At 70.4% G+C, this 15,560-nt stretch carries 15 protein-coding genes; 8 read left to right on the top strand and 7 right to left on the bottom strand.

The genetic code is table 11. The features are described from left to right. The first annotated feature begins 5 nt into the window (after nt 1–5). On the top strand, nt 6–350 hold the full coding sequence (locus H2Q94_RS18235) for a hypothetical protein (RefSeq protein ID WP_243788400.1): 345 nt from the start codon (nt 6–8) through the stop codon (nt 348–350). After that, nucleotides 347–1,165, top strand: coding sequence for an ESX secretion-associated protein EspG (locus tag H2Q94_RS18230; RefSeq protein ID WP_243788399.1), 819 nt, complete (start codon nt 347–349; stop codon nt 1,163–1,165). Before H2Q94_RS18235 ends, H2Q94_RS18230 begins: the two co-directional genes overlap by 4 nt. Nucleotides 1,166–1,233: 68 nt before the next feature. On the opposite strand, the gene H2Q94_RS18225 is transcribed toward H2Q94_RS18230, so the two are convergent. The 3 genes from H2Q94_RS18225 to H2Q94_RS18215 form a co-directional block, all read right to left on the bottom strand. Further along, nucleotides 1,234–2,451 (bottom strand): cytochrome P450, encoded by a 1,218-nt coding sequence (locus tag H2Q94_RS18225; RefSeq protein ID WP_243788398.1) that lies wholly within the window; start codon nt 2,449–2,451, stop codon nt 1,234–1,236. 119 nt (nt 2,452–2,570) lie between these two features. Continuing rightward, on the bottom strand, nt 2,571–3,593 hold the full coding sequence (locus tag H2Q94_RS18220) for an SDR family NAD(P)-dependent oxidoreductase (RefSeq protein ID WP_243788397.1): 1,023 nt from the start codon (nt 3,591–3,593) through the stop codon (nt 2,571–2,573). Between the two features lie 52 nt (nt 3,594–3,645). Next, nucleotides 3,646–4,569 (bottom strand): alpha/beta hydrolase, encoded by a 924-nt coding sequence (locus H2Q94_RS18215; RefSeq protein ID WP_243788396.1) that lies wholly within the window; start codon nt 4,567–4,569, stop codon nt 3,646–3,648. A gap of 306 nt (nt 4,570–4,875) precedes the next feature. Between H2Q94_RS18215 and H2Q94_RS18210 the strand changes: the two genes are divergently transcribed. Both H2Q94_RS18210 and H2Q94_RS18205 read left to right on the top strand, forming a co-directional pair. Next, entirely contained in the window at nt 4,876–5,787 is a 912-nt protein-coding gene (locus H2Q94_RS18210; RefSeq protein ID WP_243788395.1) for an AurF N-oxygenase family protein, read from the top strand. 91 nt (nt 5,788–5,878) lie between these two features. Further along, nucleotides 5,879–7,504: an FAD-dependent oxidoreductase gene (locus H2Q94_RS18205; RefSeq protein ID WP_243788394.1), complete on the top strand. Its 1,626-nt coding sequence runs from the start codon at nt 5,879–5,881 to the stop codon at nt 7,502–7,504. Between the two features lie 70 nt (nt 7,505–7,574). Here the strand turns inward: H2Q94_RS18205 and H2Q94_RS18200 are convergent, their stop codons facing one another. The 3 genes from H2Q94_RS18200 to bla form a co-directional block, all read right to left on the bottom strand. Next, nucleotides 7,575–8,267, bottom strand: coding sequence for a TetR/AcrR family transcriptional regulator (locus H2Q94_RS18200; RefSeq protein WP_309501041.1), 693 nt, complete (start codon nt 8,265–8,267; stop codon nt 7,575–7,577). 148 nt (nt 8,268–8,415) lie between these two features. Beyond that, nucleotides 8,416–8,541 carry a hypothetical protein gene (locus tag H2Q94_RS30535; RefSeq protein WP_258718615.1) on the bottom strand — a complete coding sequence of 42 codons (126 nt, stop codon included), beginning with the start codon at nt 8,539–8,541 and terminating at the stop codon, nt 8,416–8,418. A 96-nt stretch (nt 8,542–8,637) separates the two neighbouring features. Continuing rightward, nucleotides 8,638–9,537 (bottom strand): class A beta-lactamase, encoded by a 900-nt coding sequence (gene bla, locus H2Q94_RS18195; RefSeq protein ID WP_397545487.1) that lies wholly within the window; start codon nt 9,535–9,537, stop codon nt 8,638–8,640. 102 nt (nt 9,538–9,639) lie between these two features. Here bla and H2Q94_RS18190 point away from each other — a divergent pair, with 102 nt between their 5' ends. From H2Q94_RS18190 to H2Q94_RS18180, 3 genes are all read left to right on the top strand, one after another. Continuing rightward, complete coding sequence (locus H2Q94_RS18190) at nt 9,640–10,509, top strand: LysR family transcriptional regulator (protein WP_243788392.1); 870 nt, start codon at nt 9,640–9,642, stop codon at nt 10,507–10,509. 121 nt (nt 10,510–10,630) lie between these two features. Beyond that, nucleotides 10,631–11,533 (top strand): serine hydrolase, encoded by a 903-nt coding sequence (locus H2Q94_RS18185; RefSeq protein WP_243788391.1) that lies wholly within the window; start codon nt 10,631–10,633, stop codon nt 11,531–11,533. Nucleotides 11,534–11,661: 128 nt separating this feature from the next. After that, a complete protein-coding gene (locus H2Q94_RS18180) occupies nt 11,662–13,023 on the top strand; it encodes an MFS transporter (RefSeq protein ID WP_243788390.1) in 1,362 nt (453 codons plus the stop codon). Between the two features lie 519 nt (nt 13,024–13,542). On the opposite strand, the gene H2Q94_RS18175 is transcribed toward H2Q94_RS18180, so the two are convergent. Beyond that, nucleotides 13,543–14,781, bottom strand: a complete 1,239-nt coding sequence (locus tag H2Q94_RS18175) for an oxygenase MpaB family protein (RefSeq protein WP_243788389.1) — start codon at nt 14,779–14,781, stop codon at nt 13,543–13,545. Between the two features lie 85 nt (nt 14,782–14,866). Between H2Q94_RS18175 and H2Q94_RS18170 the strand changes: the two genes are divergently transcribed. After that, a complete protein-coding gene (locus H2Q94_RS18170; RefSeq protein WP_243788388.1) occupies nt 14,867–15,496 on the top strand; it encodes a TetR/AcrR family transcriptional regulator in 630 nt (209 codons plus the stop codon). Nucleotides 15,497–15,560: the final 64 nt, after the last annotated feature.

Genomic DNA, 15,560 nt, shown 5'->3' with positions numbered 1-15,560 from the left:
ACACGATGACTTCCGAGAACGTGTCGAAGGGCTTTCAACTCCAGCCGGAGGAGCTCACCACGCAGGTCGCGGCGCTGACCGCCATCGGCGAAGGCACCACGGGCCTGGTCAACTCGGCGGGCGAGCTGGCACAACGCCTGCCGATGCTCGGCACGGCGCCGCCCGCGCTGCACCTGGCCATGAAACTCCGCCAGGCGGCCGGGGAAACCGGTCTCAGCGGCGAGGTCGGCGGCGCGGACACCAGGGTGAACACCTTCCACGCGTCGTTGCAGGAGACCGTGACGGGATACCTCAACAACGACGCCGAGATCCAGCGGATCCTGCGGGCCGCGGGCGGGGAACAGCCGTGATCCCGGGCGGCGTCGTGGACGAGGCGGTGGGCGCGCGGTTCGGGCTCGTCGAGCTGGACCTGCTCGCCACGCATGCCGGAGTGCCGTGCCCGTTCCCGTTGCGGGTGCCGTCGTTCGGCCGCATCGGCGGCGAACGCGAAGTGCTGTTGAACACGGCCGGGCAGACCTTGAACCTGCGCGGCCTGGCCGATGACTCCGGGCCGACGGGGCTCGCGGCGGACCTGGTCGCCGCGCTGCGGGAACATCGGGGAACGGTCGACCTGGTGCTGAGCGGGCCGGGTGGCACGACGGGCGTGGCGGCGCTGATCTACCGGTCTTCGGCGCTGATCCTGCGGCGCGAGCTCGGTGCCGACCCGGCCGACGTGGTGACGGTGCACCGGGTGGCGGAGGGCTCACTGCTGCGGGAACTGCTCGCCATGGTGCCCGAACTGGACGGCGTCCGGGCGTTGCCGATCACGCTTCCCGCGCGAGCGGTCGAAGCCGCGAACGGGCTCATCGCCGACGTCGGCCACGATGCCGAGCGGCAACGCCTGCTGCGGGATCTGGTGCGCGAGCACGGTGGCGATCCGGCGCAGCTCGATCACCTCATCAAACTGCTGCCGAAGGTGCGCGGCCAGGGACAGTTGGGCGCGACGGAGCGGAATCGTGGCGGCGCCACCGTCCGCGCGGGTGGCGAACTGTCCTGGGTGGACGGACCGAGGGGGCGGGTCCGGATCGGTCGCAACGGCGACTGGGTCAGCATCAACCCGCTGCGCGAGGCGGACTTGGCCACCGCCTTCGGCGAACTCATCGCCGCGACCCGCCCCACCAGGTGACGGCGGTTCCGACTGGGGGTGTGCGGCGATTCTCCTTGCCCCGCAACGAGAATCGCCGCACCGGAACGTCACCAGGCGAGGGGGAGTTCCTGCACGCCGTAGATCGCTTGGTAGGTGGCGAAGGCGACGTCGTCCTCCGGCACCGCCAGGCTCAGGTTCGGGAAGCGTCGCAGCAGTGCGGGGAAGGCGATGCGCATCTCCATCCGGGCCAGCGGGGCGCCGATGCAGTGGTGGATGCCGTGGCCGAAGCCGACGTGCGGGCTCGCGGCCCGGGTCACGTCGAGCCGTTCCGGGTCGTCGAGCAGCCGCGGATCCCGGTTCGCCGCCGGGAGGTTGAACGACACGAGGTCGCCGCGCCGGATCGTGCTGCCCTCGAATTCGACGTCGCGGGTCGCCATCCGGGGGGAGCCGCTGTTGACGATGCTGAGCCACCGCAGCAGCTCCTCGACCGCGCCCGCCACGCTGTCCGGGTCGTCGCGGACGAGCCGGAGCTGCTCGGGGTGGCGCAGCAGGGCGAGCGTGCCGAGGCCGAGCATGTTGGAGGTCGTCTCGTGCCCGGCTACGAGCAGCAGGTTCGCGATGCCGACGAGTTCGGCGTTGGTCAGCGACTCGTTGTGGTCGCGGATCAACATGCCGATGAGGTCCTCGCCGGGGTGCTGCCGCGCCCGTTCGACGAGTCCGGTCATGTAGGCGAGGGACTGCCGGGACAGCTCGACCTTCTCGTCCTCGGGCAGCGTGGTGTCGAGCTGGCGGTTGGTGCGTTCCTGGAATTCGGCCTGGTCCTCGACGGGAACTCCGAGCAGTTCGCAGATCACCAAAGAAGGGATCGGCAGCGCGTAGTTCGCGACCAGGTCGGCAGGCGGACCGTGTTCTTCGAGCGCGTCGAGGTGCTCGTCGACGATCTCCACGATCCGCGGCTCCAGGCGCCGCATCCGCCGCACGGTGAACTCGGGCGTGAGCATCCGGCGCAACCGGGTGTGGTCGGGCGGGTCCAGCGCGAGCAGGTTGCCGCTGCGGTCGCCGGAGAGCTGACGTGGATCGCGGCGCTCACCGGGCAGGTCCTCGGGACCCCATCCGTTGCGGAAGGTGTCGGCGTCGCCGAGCATCCGGCGCACGTCGGCGTGCCGGGTCAGCAGCCACGCGGACGGGCCGAACGGGGTGGGGATCTGGATGATCCCGTCCCTGCCGCGCACCGCCGCCACGTCCGGCGCCGGGCCGAACCCGGTTCTGCGCGTCGAGATCGGAGTGCTCGTTGATCCCGGGTGGCCGGTAGGTGGCTGAGTCACGCGCACTCCTGATGTGGTGGGTGGTCGACAGGCTGCGCGGTCAATCTTAATTCAGTTGACTGACTGTCGGCAAACCAGGGCGGCTCGCCTGATCCGGGGGTCAGGCGAGCCGGGGGCCGTCACCGGATGGACCAGCCGCCGTCGGAGGGCAGCAGCGCGCCGTTGATGTTGACGGAGTCCTCGCTGAGCAGGAACGTGATCGACGCGGCGACGTGCTCGGGCTCGGCGACGCCCGGCAGCGTCACCAGCATCGGCTCCAGCCGCTCCCGGCCGAAAGCGGAGCCCATGGCGCCGTCGATGGCGGTGGCGACCCCGCCGGGGGCGACGGCGTTGACCCGGATTCCGTCGGAGCCGTACATGAACGCCGCACTGCGGGTGAGGCCGACGACGGCGTGCTTGGAGGTGGTGTAGGCGGTCCCCGAGGTGGATCCGCGCAGCCCGGCCTCCGAGCTGATGTTGACGATGGAACCGCGCCCGGCCTCGAGCATCAGCGGCAGCACCGCCCTGGTGAGCCGGAACATGCCGGTCAGGTTGACCTCCATCACCCGATGCCACAGCTCGTCGTCGATCTCGTGCAACGGCATCCCGGAGTCGGTGATCCCGGCGACGTTGGCGAGCGCGTCGACCTGCCCGTCCGCCGCGGCCACGATGGCCGCCACCCCGTCCTGGCTGGTGATGTCCGCGCGCACCGGCACGACCTCGTGTCCGTCCAGCGTCGCCACCAGCTCGTCGAGCCGGTCCGCGGCGACGTCGGCGGCCACCACGCGGCCGCCTTCGCGGGCGACGCGGGCGGCGGTGGCCCGGCCGATCCCGGCGCCGGCACCGGTGATGACCACGGTGCTGCCGGTGAAGCGGCCCGGCGTGATCCGTTCCCTCCACGCCGGCCGAGGCGCGGGCCGTTCGCCTTGGTCGGGCGAGTCGACGTGCGCGGCGTTGGCCTCGGCGGCGAGGCGTTCGAGTTCGGCCGTGCTCAACCGCCCGTCGCTCATCTCCGCCAGCCGGTCCAGCCGCAGATTCCGGACGGCGTTGAGCACGCCGGGGTTCTGGCCGTTGTCTTCGAGCAGGCGGCGCAGAATCGGCCCACCGGCGGGGTGGTCGAGCCATTCGGCCACTGTGGACTCCAGCGTCAATGCGGCGGGCATCGGTGGATTCTCCTTTCGGGGTAGGGATTTTGGGCGCGCGGTCGAGCGGGTCTCACTCGTCCGCAGGTGCCTGCGGGTGCAGCGCCTGCCGGATGTGGCAGGCGAGCAGGTCGTAGGTCTCGCGTGCTTTGGCGACGTCCCGGACGTCGTAACCGTGGTCGGCGTCGGCGACCACGTGGTGCTGCACCAGCGCGTCGACGTCGCGGAGCCGCTCGGCGTAGCGCTCGCCCTCCGCGCTGAGGCCGTCGTGCTCGGCGGTGACGATCAGCCCCGGAGCGATGCCGGTGAGGTCCGCGGTGTCGTCCGGCGCGGCGGGGGAGCAGAGGCGGTCCGAACGTCGGCTGCGGTCCGGCAGGTAGGAGGCGTTGAACATCTCGCCCATCCACGGCCGCAGCGCGGGCCGGGGCAGCGTCGACGGCTTGTCCTTGGCCGGGGTGGCCAGGTCGAGCACCGGGTAGTGCAGTGCTTGCAGCGCGATCTGCGGGCCGCCCTGTTCGAGCGCCTGGCGGGCGACGGCGGCCGCGAGGGAACCACCGGCGCTCTGCCCGCCGACCGACAGCCTGCCGCCGTCCCAGCCGTGCCGGTCCCCGTGCTCCGCGGCCCAGCGCGTCACCTCGAAGGCCTGGTGCGGCGCCGCGGGGAAGGGGTGCTGCGGTGCGAGGACGTAGGTCACGTTGAGCACGGCGACTCCCGCGGTGGCCGCGATCAACCGGCACAGCGGGTCGTCGAGCTCGGGCAGGCCCAGGACGAATCCGCCGCCGTGGAAGTTGACGTGCACCGGCGGGTTCGGTTCCGCGTCCGCCGGGCGGTAGAGCACGGCGCGGGACGGGGCGATCGAGGTCGGCACGGTGAGTTCGGTGGTGCGGGCGGGGAATTCGGGGAATCGATCGAGCGGCGGCCGGTGCCTCGCCGCGACGGCTCGTTGCATGGTCTTGGCGGCCAGCGCCGCCACTGCGGGACGGGACAGGATGGACATCGGTCGCTCCTTACGTCGAACAGCGCTCGCCGCCATGATCGCCCCTGCGTCGTGCGCGTTCACGCCCGCGAGGAACCCCGCCGACCATAAAGCAAGTGATTGACTTAAGGTGCGGCGGGCTCACCTTCGGCTACTGGTCCGCCTGGGTGCGATGGGGTGCTCGACACGTTATTGACATTCTGTCTAAGATGACACGGAGTCTCATAAGGCGTCTTCGCTGGAGCGTGCGACCGGTCAGCGCCGGTAGATCGCGAACGGCGAACCCACCCGTCCCGCGGCCCGCGAGGCCCAGTGGAGGTGTCATCCATGACCAGCACACCAACCGAATCCACGCAGCGAACGGCTGCGGACGAGGACGTGTCGCAGCGGCTGCTGGACTCGGCGGCGACGCTGTCCTACGACCCGGCCACCGAAGTGGACTGGGAATCACCGCTGCCCCCCGACGCCCACGGCCTCAACCCGGAGTGGAGCACGCTGTACGGCACTCCGCTGTGGGACGAGCTGAGCGCCGAGCAGCAGGTCACGCTCACCCGGCACGAAGTGTGCTCGGTCATGAGCATCGGCATCTGGTTCGAGATGATCCTGCAGCAGATGATCCTGCGCGATCAGTACGTCAAGGACCCCGCCAACGCCGAATTCCGGTTCGCCCTCACCGAGATCGCGGACGAATGCCGGCATTCGATCATGTTCGCGCGCGCGTGCGCGAAGATGGAGGTCCCCGCCTACCTGCCGCCGCCGTCCGTCGCGCTGCTCGGCAGGCTGTTCAAGACCCTCGCCAGCGCCGAATCGGCCTACGGCGGGATCCTCGTCGCCGAAGAGGTCCTCGACGTCATGCAGCGGGACTGGATGCGCGGTGAGAACGTGCTGTCGATCGTGCGCACCACCAGCAAGATCCACGTGGTGGAGGAGTCGCGGCACATGAAGTTCGCCCGCCAGGAGATCAAGGAGAGCCTGCGCGGCGTCGGCACGGTGCGACGCCACGCCAGCGCGCTGCTGATCTCGGTGGTCGCGAACGTCATCGTCACGAACATGGTGCAGAAGGACGTCTACAAGTCGGTGGGGCTGGATCCGGAACGCGCCGTGGCGGCCGTGCGCCGCAACGAGCACCGCAAGTCCATGCTCCGCAACAGCTGCGTGCACCTGATGGACTTCCTGTCCGAAGCCGGTCTGCTCACCCGCCCGGCGATGGCGATCTACCGGCGCACCAACATGATTTGAGTTGATGCTCGCTTCGGGAAGGCGGGAGCCTCGACCGCCTTCCCGAAGCGAGACGAACCTCCCGAACGGTTCCGAGAACAGGGTCCTCACCATGGCGTATGCGATCACCCAGACCTGCTGCAATGACGCGTCGTGCGTGTCGGTGTGCCCGGTCAACTGCATTCACCCCACTCCGGATGAGCCGGATTTCGGGCGTACGGACATGCTCTACGTCGATCCGCGGACGTGCATCGACTGCGGTGCGTGCGCGGATGCCTGCCCGGTCGACGCGATCTTCCCGGTGGATCGGCTGCGCGGTGCCGACACCGTCTACGCCCGGCTCAACCGCGAGTACTACGAGACGACGTCGGCCTCGAACGACTGGGGCGCCCCGAACTTCCCCCGCTCGCTGCCCGCTTCGGTCGGCACGCTGCGCGTCGCCATCGTGGGCACCGGGCCTGCCGCCGCGTACACGGCGCAGGCGCTGCTGCGCGACACCGGCGCCGAGGTCACCATGATCGACCGGCTGCCGGTGGCGGGCGGTCTGCTGCGCTCCGGGGTGGCGCCGGATCACCAGTCGACGAAGAAGATCGGTGACGGTTTCTCCTGGCTCTACCGGCATCCTCGGGTGAGCCTGCACATGAACGTCGAAGTCGGCAGGGACGTCACGCACGAGGAGCTGGCGGCCCACCACCACGCGGTGATCTACGCGGTGGGCGCCGCCGCCGACCGCGAACTCGGCATCGAAGGCGCGGATCTGCCCGGCAGCATGTCGGCGACCTCGTTCGTCGCCTGGTACAACGCGCACCCGGATGCGGCCGAAGTGGAAGTGGACCTCTCGGCGGAACGCGCCGTCGTCGTCGGCAACGGGAACGTGGCGCTCGACGTGGCCCGCATCCTGCTCAGCGATCCGGAACGGCTCGCGGCCACCGACATCGCCGATCAGGCGTTGGGGCGGCTGCGCGCCGGAAAGGTGCGGGAGGTCGTGCTGCTCGGCAGGCGCGGGCCGGAGAGCGCCGCGTTCACCACGCCGGAATTCCTTGCGATGCAACACCTTCCGGGTGTCCGGCTCGTCGTCGAGGACGCGCCGAAGACACGAGTGGCGCTGACCGATGCCGAACCCGGTGGCAAGGCGGAACTGCTCGCCGACCTGCCGCTGGAGAACATCGACTGGGCCGCGCCGCCCGCCGAGGGCAAGCGCCTCGTGTTCCGGTTCGGGACGGAACCCGCCGCCGTGCACGGGGACGACCGGGTGCGGTCGGTGCGCGTTCGCGACTCCGGTGGTGCGGGTTCGATCGCGGCGGGCCTGCTGATCCGGGCGATCGGATACCGCTCGACGCCGATCGCCGGGCTGCCCTTCGACACCGCCACTTCGACGGTGCCGAACCGGGCGGGCCGAGTGCTCGCCGCGTCATCGGGCGAACCGCTGCCCGGAACCTACGTCGTCGGCTGGGCCAAGCGCGGCCCGTCCGGCGGCATCGGGACCAACCGCGGCTGCGCCGGTGAGACGGTCGGGTCCCTGCTCGACGACGCGGCCGCAGGGCGGTTGGCGGCTCCGGCCGGGACCGGGTTCGACCGGCTGGTGCGCACTCGCGCGCCGAAATCCGTCGGCCGTCGCGGCATGCTCGCCATCGACAAGGCCGAACGCGACCGCGGCGAGCGCGAAGGCCGGCCGCGCGTCAAGTTCGCGACGACGTCGGAGCTGCTGGGCGCCGCGAACCGCCTGTTCGGGAGGTAGGAGTCTGGTCAGCTGGGCGGAGCCGTCGCGGCCGATGACCCGTTGCGAGGACCGGCAGGACTCCTGAAGGTCAGCCGAGTTCGCGCAGCAACGGCGCGATCTGTTCCGCCACCACGGGATCGTGGCTCGCGGTGGTGCCGACCATGGCGATCAGCTGGTCGGTGAGCCAGTCCTCGAACACCTCGCGCGGCGGGTTGTGGGTCTGCAGCCACGTGACGCACGTCGTCTCCACCAGCGCCACCCACCCGCGCAAGGTCAGCAGCAGCAGCGGCGCCGGATCGTCGATGCCGACGCGTTGGCGCACCACCTCGACCACGTGGTTGCGCACCTTGTCGATCAGCGTCTCGGTCTCGCTGGTCGCGATGGTGGAGCCGCTGCGCAGCAATGCGGTGTAGCTGCTGGCGAAGGCCTCCACCGAGGTGACGAACTCCGTCAGGCCCGCGCGCAGCTGCGTGATGAGCTCCCCCTCCTGCGGGAGGGCGATCCGTTCGATCAGCTCGTCGACCACAGTGGTCAGCGCCGCGACGTGCACTTCCCGCAGGTTGGAGAAGTAGCGGTAGAACAACGCCCGCGACACCTCGGCCTCGGCGACGATGTCGTCGATGGTCACGTCGTCCATCGCGCGTTCGCCGTAGAGCTGCAGCGCCGCGCCGAGGAGATGTTCGCGGCGCTGCTCGGGGCTCATCCGGCGGCGCGGGCGCTCGGTGCGCCTCGCGGCGCTCTCGGAACGGGATGGTGTGGACGTTTCTCTGGTGCGCGGCATCGTTCCTACATCATCACATGTTTGCCCACGTCAGTCCCACCCACACCGGCGGCGCCGCCGGGGACCGCGCATCGCCGATGCGCGGGGCACGCGCCACCGCGCACCAGCGCCGTCGCCGCCCGGCACGGGCAGGCGGCGACGGCAGCGCTCAGCGAGGTGCGTCCGGTGGTGTGCGCGGGCCGGTGTGCAGCAGGGGATCGCGCCGACCCGGGTTTCCGATGCCCAGGCGGGACATCACCACGTCCTTCAACCGCCGCAGGTTCGCCCGTCCCATGGGGCCTCCCCACTTCCTCTCGGGGGTGTTCAACCCGGAGGTTTTCCATACCCGCCAACGGAAAAACCCGCTCCGCGCACCTCATTGGACATCGCCTCACCCCAGCGCGCGGATCACGACGCGCGTGGCTTCGGCGATCAGCGCGTCGTCGTACTCGGCGTCCGGGGCCTGCCGGTCCGACAGCACCGACAGCATGATCGGCGCGCGATGCGGCGGCCGGATGATCGCGATGTCGTTGCGGGTCCCGTAGGTGGCGGCACCGGACTTGTCACCGACCAGCCATCCCTCGGGGACACCGGCCGGGATGAGTTCCTGGGTGAGCGGGCTCCGGTTCAACATTTCGTTGAGCAGCGCGCGTTGTGCATCGGGCAACACGTCGCCCGTCGTGTAGGTGCGCAGGCTCTCCGCGAGGGCGCGGGGAGTGCTGGTGTCGCGCGGGTCGCCGGGGGACGTCTGGTTGAGGTCCGTCTCCGTCCGGTCCGAGCGGGTCGTCGTATCGCCGATTCCGCGCAGCGCCGCGGTGAGCTCGGCGGGGCCGCCGAGTTCGCGGAACAGCAGGTTCGCCGCGGTGTTGTCGCTGTGGCGGATGGCCGCGTCGATCACTTCGCGCACGGTGAGCCCGTCGGCGACGTGCTTCTCGGTCACCGGCGAGTTGCTGACGACGTCCGCCTGGGAGTACGTGATCCGGCGTTCGAGCCCCTCCATGGTGTTCCGCCGCAGCACCTCGGCTCCGGAGAGCGCCTTGTGCGTGGAGGCGAAGGCGAAGCGGTCGTCGGAGCGGAAGGCGACCTCCTGGCCCGTTCCGGTGTCCAGTGCGTACACGCCGAGGCGCGCGTCGAAGCGTTGCTCCAGATCGCCGAACTCGGCCTGGTGAGCGGTGGCGGCGGGGGGAGCGGGCGCGGGCGTTGCCGCGTCGACACCGGAGCAGCCCGCGAGGGCGAGCACGGTCAACGCGGCGATGGCTGCCTGGTGAAGGCGGTGGCTGAACACTGGAATCCTCTCGTCATTGATCGACGCGCCCAGTCTTGCGAGCGCCCGCGATGCTGTCCAAGACGAAAATGACCGGTTCCATGCCGAATCGACATATATACTGACGTCGTGGATCTGGTGGGCGGGTGCCGGGCGTTCGTGAGCGTCAGCGAAGTCGGCAGTTTCACCGGCGGTTCGGCCGCGGCCGGTATCCCGCAGCCGGTCGCCAGCCGCCGCATCGCCGCGCTGGAACGGCACTTCGGGGAACGGTTGTTCGACCGCTCGGCCCGCCAGGCACGGCTGACCCCGTTCGGCCGGGAGATGCTGCCGAGGGCACGCCGCCTGGTGCGGCTCGCCGACGCGCTGGAACAGGACGCGAAGCGGGCGCGACTACGGCCGCTGCGGCTCGCGCTGCCCGCGACCTGCACCACCCGAGCGCTCGCGGAACTGGACGCCGAGGCGCGGGCGCACGAGCTGTTCCTCGAATTCCGCCCGGCCGCCCCGGCGGAACGACTGGACCTCGTGCACACCCACGACGTTCGCGCCGCGCTCATCGCGGTACCCGCCGACGAAGCGGTGTGGACGGTGCCGTTGGGCGTGGCCGCCGCCGTGGACCTGGATCGCGCGGCGGTGCACCTGGACTCGCTGCGGGTGGGCCGGTCGGGCCGTTCGCCGCGCCGCCGGGTGTGGATTCAGCCGGAGGACGACGTGCCGCACGTGCGGGACCGGCTGCTGCGGGTGCGCGACGCGGTGGGGCTGCGACCGGCTCAGGTCGTCGTGGCAGAGTCGTTGAGCGCGGGCGTCGCCGAGGCGCTGGGGTCGGCGGACCTGCTGCTGTGCTCGAACGCGCAGGCCGCCGAGTTCGGACTGCGGTGGCACCGGATCGCCGAGCTGCCCCTGGCACGCGGCTACGACGTCACCGCGGAGGCCGGACCCGACGCCGACCGGCTGCGCACCACGCTGTGGCACGGCATCGCCCACTGCCTCGGCGCCGAGTGAACGTCCAGCACTCGAACGGCGCGGAACCCGCCGGTGGTCGGCCTGCCCGGATCGGTCGCTGCCCGGCGAAGACAACGATGCTCTGCGAACCCTTGCCCGTACCGAGGAGCTGGAGAACCAGGTGAACACCGAAGCACTGATCAGCGAGCTCGTCGCCGAACTCGACGACGGCGGCCTGCGCGGGTCGTTCCTGGTGCGCGACCTCCGTTCCGGGCGGGAGATCGGCATAGAGCCGGACGTGGCGTTCCCCGTCGCCTCGCTGATCAAGATCCCGCTGGCCGTCGCCACCGCGGAACGCATCCGGCGCGGCGAGCTCGACGGCGCCACCGAGGTACCGGTGCGGCCCGGCCGCATCACCACGCCCGGCCCGACCGGGCTGAGCCGGTTCCGGCATCCGGCGCGGGTGGCGATCGACGACCTGATGTACCTGGCGATGGCGATCAGCGACAACGTCGCCGCCGACGTGCTGTTCGACATCACCCCGCCTGCCGAGGTCACCCGGATGCTGCGGGAGTGGGGGCTGCGCGGCATCACGGCGCGGCACCTCGTCGGCGACCTCAGCGAGACGCCCGCGGAACGGTTCGACACCGCCGACGTGCACCTGGCGCACTCGCTGGCGATCGGGGCGGCCACCGCCGGGCGTGGGCACCGGATCGCTCAGCTCGACGTCAGCCGAGCGAACTCCGGCTCGGCGCGCGACTTCGTGGACCTGCTGCACGCGCTCTGGACGCCGTCGGTGATCGACTCCGGTGTCGCCGAGCGGGTGCGGGAGCTGATGGGCGCCAACCTGATCCGGCATCGGCTGGCACCGGACTTCAGCTCCGACGCTTCGACCTGGGCGTCCAAGACCGGGACGGTGCTGAACCTGCGTCACGAGGTCGGCGTCGTCGAACACGCCGGCGGCGGGCTGTTCGCCATCGCGGCCCTGACCGAATCGCGAGTGTCCGCCGCGACCCAACCGGAAGCCGAAGCCCTCATGGCACGCGTCGCCCGATCACTCCGCGACCGTTTGCGGGCCACCTGAGCGAACGTCGATCGAGTCAATTCGGGTATCGACCGTTGCCGATTTGGGTTTGGACGCGCGGTGATCACCCCTTCTACGGTGAGCGCGTCCGGTGCCGGGGCACCGGACCGCGATCGAGGGAGTGACCGATGTCGTTCACGTCCGAGCAGCACGATCCCGCGCTCAGCAGTGCCATCGGCAAGATCTTCCGACGGGTCGTCCCGCTGTTCGTGATCATGCTGATCTGCAATCAGCTCAACCGTTCCAACATCGGGTACGCCGAGAGCCACCTGGGAGCCGACGTCGGCATCGGGGCCGCGGCCTACGGTTTCGGCGCCGGGTTGTTCTTCATCGCCTACGCGCTGTTCGAGCTGCCCAGCAATGTCCTGATGGAGCGCTTCGGCGCGAAGATCTGGCTCACCCGGATCATGATCAGCTGGGGGCTGGTCTCGGCGGCGATGGCCCTCGTCAACAGCCCCGAGATGTTCTACGTGCTGCGCTTCCTGCTCGGCGCGGCGGAGGCCGGGTTCTTCCCGGCGGTGCTGTTCTACTTCACCCGCTGGTTGCCGGACTCGCACCGGGGCCGGGCGACGGCGCTGTTCGTCGCGGGCTCGTCGATCGCCGCGGCGATCTCGGGTCCGCTGTCCGGGCCGCTGCTGTCCATGGACGGATTGCTGGGCGCGCACGGCTGGCAGTGGATGTTCGGGCTGGAGGGCGCGCTGTCGGTCGTCGTCGGCGCCGTCGCGTTCTTCTTCCTGGACGCCGAAATCCGCGACGCGCGCTGGCTCACCGACGGGGAGAAGGACGCGCTGACGAGCCGGATCGCCGCCGAGGACGAGGTGAAGTCCGCGGATGATCGCGGCGGCTCGCGCTGGCGGCTGCTGCTGCAGCCGAAGCTGCTGCTGTTCTGCTGGATCTACTTCGCCATCCAGTTGTCCATCTACGCCAACACGTTCTGGCTGCCGTCGATCGTGCGGCGCATCGACGGCACCAACGACGTCACGGTGGGGCTGCTGTCCTCGCTGCCGTGGATCTGCGCGATCGTCGCGATGTACTTGGCGGGGCGCGCGGGGGACCGGATGGGCGATCGGCGACCGCTGCTGGTGTTCGCGCTGCTCACCGCGGCGGTCGGCACCTGGCTCGCGGCGGTCGTGTCGCCGTGGCCCGCACTGGTGTTCCTGTGCCTGGCCGCGATGGGGTTCAAGAGCGCCAGCCCGTTGTTCTGGTCCATTCCGCAGCAGAGCCTGAGCCCGCGGATCGTCGCCCCCGCCATCGCCGTGATCAACTCGCTGGGCAACCTGGGCGGCTTCGTCGCCCCGTTCGGCTTCGGGCTGATCAAGGAGCAGACGGGGACCGTGACCTACGGCCTCTACGCCTTGGCGTTCGCGTCGTTGCTGGCGGCGGGCTCGGTGCTGGTGCTGCGGCGGCGAGGAGGTCAGGGCGGGGTGCCCGGCGGCGCCGATGGCGAGACCTCAGCGGCTTCCTCGCCGCCGGATCGATTCCTCAAGTAGCTCCGCTACGACAGGAATCCTCGCGAGGAAACCGCGAGCCGTCCCGAGGTGATGCTCACCTCGGGGCGGGGGCGTGCTCACCGCAGGTGCCGCACGGCAGGCCGAGGCCCCCGCAGGTTCGTGGGTCTTGATCGGCTCCGACGGCAGGTGGAAGGGCAGATCGGCCGCGCGGACCTGCGAACCGTCGCCGTGCACGGTGGCCGGAGTGGCCGCTTCGGCCCCGGATTCGCGTTCGCCCTTGACGTAGCGGTCGTTGCGGTGCGCTGCAACGCTTCGCGCAGCGCGGACTTGAGCCGCGCCTCGCCGTCGTCGCGGGCGATGGCGTCTTTGCGGAGTTCATCGAAGCACTCGACCGGCCGGATGTTCGTGGCGAGATGAGCACTCGCGGCAGTGCGGCGATCGAGGCGTAGGCGCGACCAGGGCGGAATTCCGGCCCCGCCACCGCGTGCGAGGCGGGCTCCCGGCACCACGAGAACCGGCCCCGCCGAGAACGATGGGGCCGGTGCTGCCGCGATGGAATCAGGATGGCAGCGCGCCGATCTCCGGCCGAGCGGTTCCGAACGTCCGGTGCAGATCTCGCTGCGCGAACCGGTCGCCCGCGCGCTCCAGGTAGCGGCGGCCACGGCGGCTGCGCGCGATCAGCCCGGACAGCACCAGATTCTTCGCCGCGATCGGCGGGATCGCCCAGACCGGAACCACCGGCAGCTCCAGATCCCGCATGTCCTTCTTGCCGAGGAAGTACCGCAGCATGCTCAGCAAGCGCAGCCGCTCGTACGGCCCGATGACCGCGCTGAACCGGCCGCGATCCAGGTTCCGCTTGCCCGCCACCAGCGCGCCCGACAGCGCGGCGCCCGCCGGTGTCACGCCGTCCTGGACGCGCAAGATGTGGTAGTTGAACCGATTCTGCTCGCGTTCTCCGTCGAACAGGAAGTCCTCGTCGACGCCCATCAACCAGCCCACGTACTTCCACGCGTGCATCACCGCACGCGACTCCGCGGGCGTCACGAGCCACCCGAGCCCGCGCACCCCGAGCAGCAAGGTGCTGTTGAACAGCCCGAGCGTCGCGGCCTGGTCGGCCTGGTTGATGGGCAGACCCCAACGCTGCGAGTCCCACCGGCCGTTGGTCTCGAAGCGGTGGTTGATCAGCGCGTGCATGGCCCGCACGTGGACGGTGAGCTTGAAACCCTCGCCGTCGCGGCGCATTCCACCCGGCCGGCTGATGGCGATGGCCCACTTCTTCGTCTCACCGAGCCTGCGCATGGCGGTGGAGCCGGTGAGGCCACCGGTCGCCACCAGCAGATCCGCCGGCCCGCCGAACCGGTAGCCGCCGATCAGCGACAGCTGCAGCAGCACGTCGTCCACGTTGCGCCCCATCCGCCGGATCGTGCGCGCTCCCCGCTCCACCAGGTCGAAGTCCACCCAGTCCGGAACCCGGTCCACCTCGGCGAAGAACTCCCGCAACGCGGCGGGAGCGTCGGGAACCGAGTCGATCCCGTGCTCCAGCGCCTGCCCGAACCCGGCCATCGTCACCCGCTCCGCGTCCGGCCGATCCCGGCCCATCGCGCGGACGAGGCGCGCGCCGATCTCGTCGCGGGTGAACATCCGCCGCCCGATCCGGTCCAGCAGTTCCTCGTCGAGATCCTTCACCCCGGCGGCCCAGCGCAGAACTCGCCCGATGCGTTCGGAACGTTGCGGTGCCCCGAAGAAGCGGGTGGGGTACGCCGCCGCGGAAGTGCGTTGCGCCACAGGTGGGGTCATGTGCAGGATGCTGACACGAAGATTTGTTCGCGTTCAATTCGTCTTTGGAGCGGTCGTCTTTGGAGTGCTCGTCTTTGGAGTGCTCGTGATCTCCCGGCGTCCGGTGCGTCGCGAACCCCGCCAGGAGCGGTCCCGCGCGATGGTCGACCGGATCATCGACGCCGGTCACGCCGTCCTGCTGGAACACGGCTACGACCGGGCGAGCACCAGCCGCATCGCCACCGCGGCGGGCGTCAGTCCCGGGTCGCTCTACCAGTACTTCCCGGACAAGCACGCGCTGCTGGCTCAGGTGATCGATCGTTCCACCGACCGGATGCACGCTCGCATCTCCAGCGCGTTCGTCGCCAACCTCGCGGGCGGTTCGCTCACGGGTGCGGTGCGCGGCAACGTGATCGCGCTGCTGGACGCGTTCGAGGAGAACGCGGGTCTGGTGCGGGTGCTCTACGAGCAGCTGCCGCCTGCCGCCGATACTCGACGGGCCGACTTCAAGCACCGCATCGACGAGCTGGTGACCACGACGCTGCTGCTCTACGACCGAGGGCGCGGCGGCCGGGTGGACGCGGTCGCGTGGGTGCTGGTGCGCACGGTCGAGTACCTGACGATCAGCTACGTCCTGGACCGCCCCCGAATCGACCGCGACACCGTCATCAACGAGATCACCCGCCTGCTGACCGGCTACCTCACCGACCGGATCGGCCCCCCGCAACCACCCTGACCGAACACCGAACCACCTCCGGTGAATGGAACCTTTGCTCAATCCGACCGGCTAAACGGGCCGT

This window comes from Saccharopolyspora gloriosae (assembly GCF_022828475.1).
GTDB lineage: Bacteria > Actinomycetota > Actinomycetes > Mycobacteriales > Pseudonocardiaceae > Saccharopolyspora_C > Saccharopolyspora_C gloriosae_A.
The sequence above is the reverse complement of the archived record's forward strand: the minus strand, read 5'-3'. Positions and strand labels throughout refer to the sequence as shown.

Bases quoted from the DNA above. Each gene is read 5' to 3' on its own strand.
- H2Q94_RS18180 (WP_243788390.1), top strand. From the start codon at position 11,662: ATGTCGTTCACGTCCGAGCAGCACGATCCCGCGCTCAGCAGTGCCATC.
- H2Q94_RS18215 (WP_243788396.1), bottom strand. From the start codon at position 4,569: ATGTCCATCCTGTCCCGTCCCGCAGTGGCGGCGCTGGCCGCCAAGACC.
- H2Q94_RS18175 (WP_243788389.1), bottom strand. From the start codon at position 14,781: ATGACCCCACCTGTGGCGCAACGCACTTCCGCGGCGGCGTACCCCACC.
- H2Q94_RS18210 (WP_243788395.1), top strand. From the start codon at position 4,876: ATGACCAGCACACCAACCGAATCCACGCAGCGAACGGCTGCGGACGAG.
- H2Q94_RS18220 (WP_243788397.1), bottom strand. From the start codon at position 3,593: ATGCCCGCCGCATTGACGCTGGAGTCCACAGTGGCCGAATGGCTCGAC.
- H2Q94_RS18205 (WP_243788394.1), top strand. From the start codon at position 5,879: ATGGCGTATGCGATCACCCAGACCTGCTGCAATGACGCGTCGTGCGTG.
- H2Q94_RS18235 (WP_243788400.1), top strand. From the start codon at position 6: ATGACTTCCGAGAACGTGTCGAAGGGCTTTCAACTCCAGCCGGAGGAG.
- H2Q94_RS18200 (WP_309501041.1), bottom strand. From the start codon at position 8,267: ATGCCGCGCACCAGAGAAACGTCCACACCATCCCGTTCCGAGAGCGCC.
- H2Q94_RS30535 (WP_258718615.1), bottom strand. From the start codon at position 8,541: ATGGGACGGGCGAACCTGCGGCGGTTGAAGGACGTGGTGATGTCCCGC.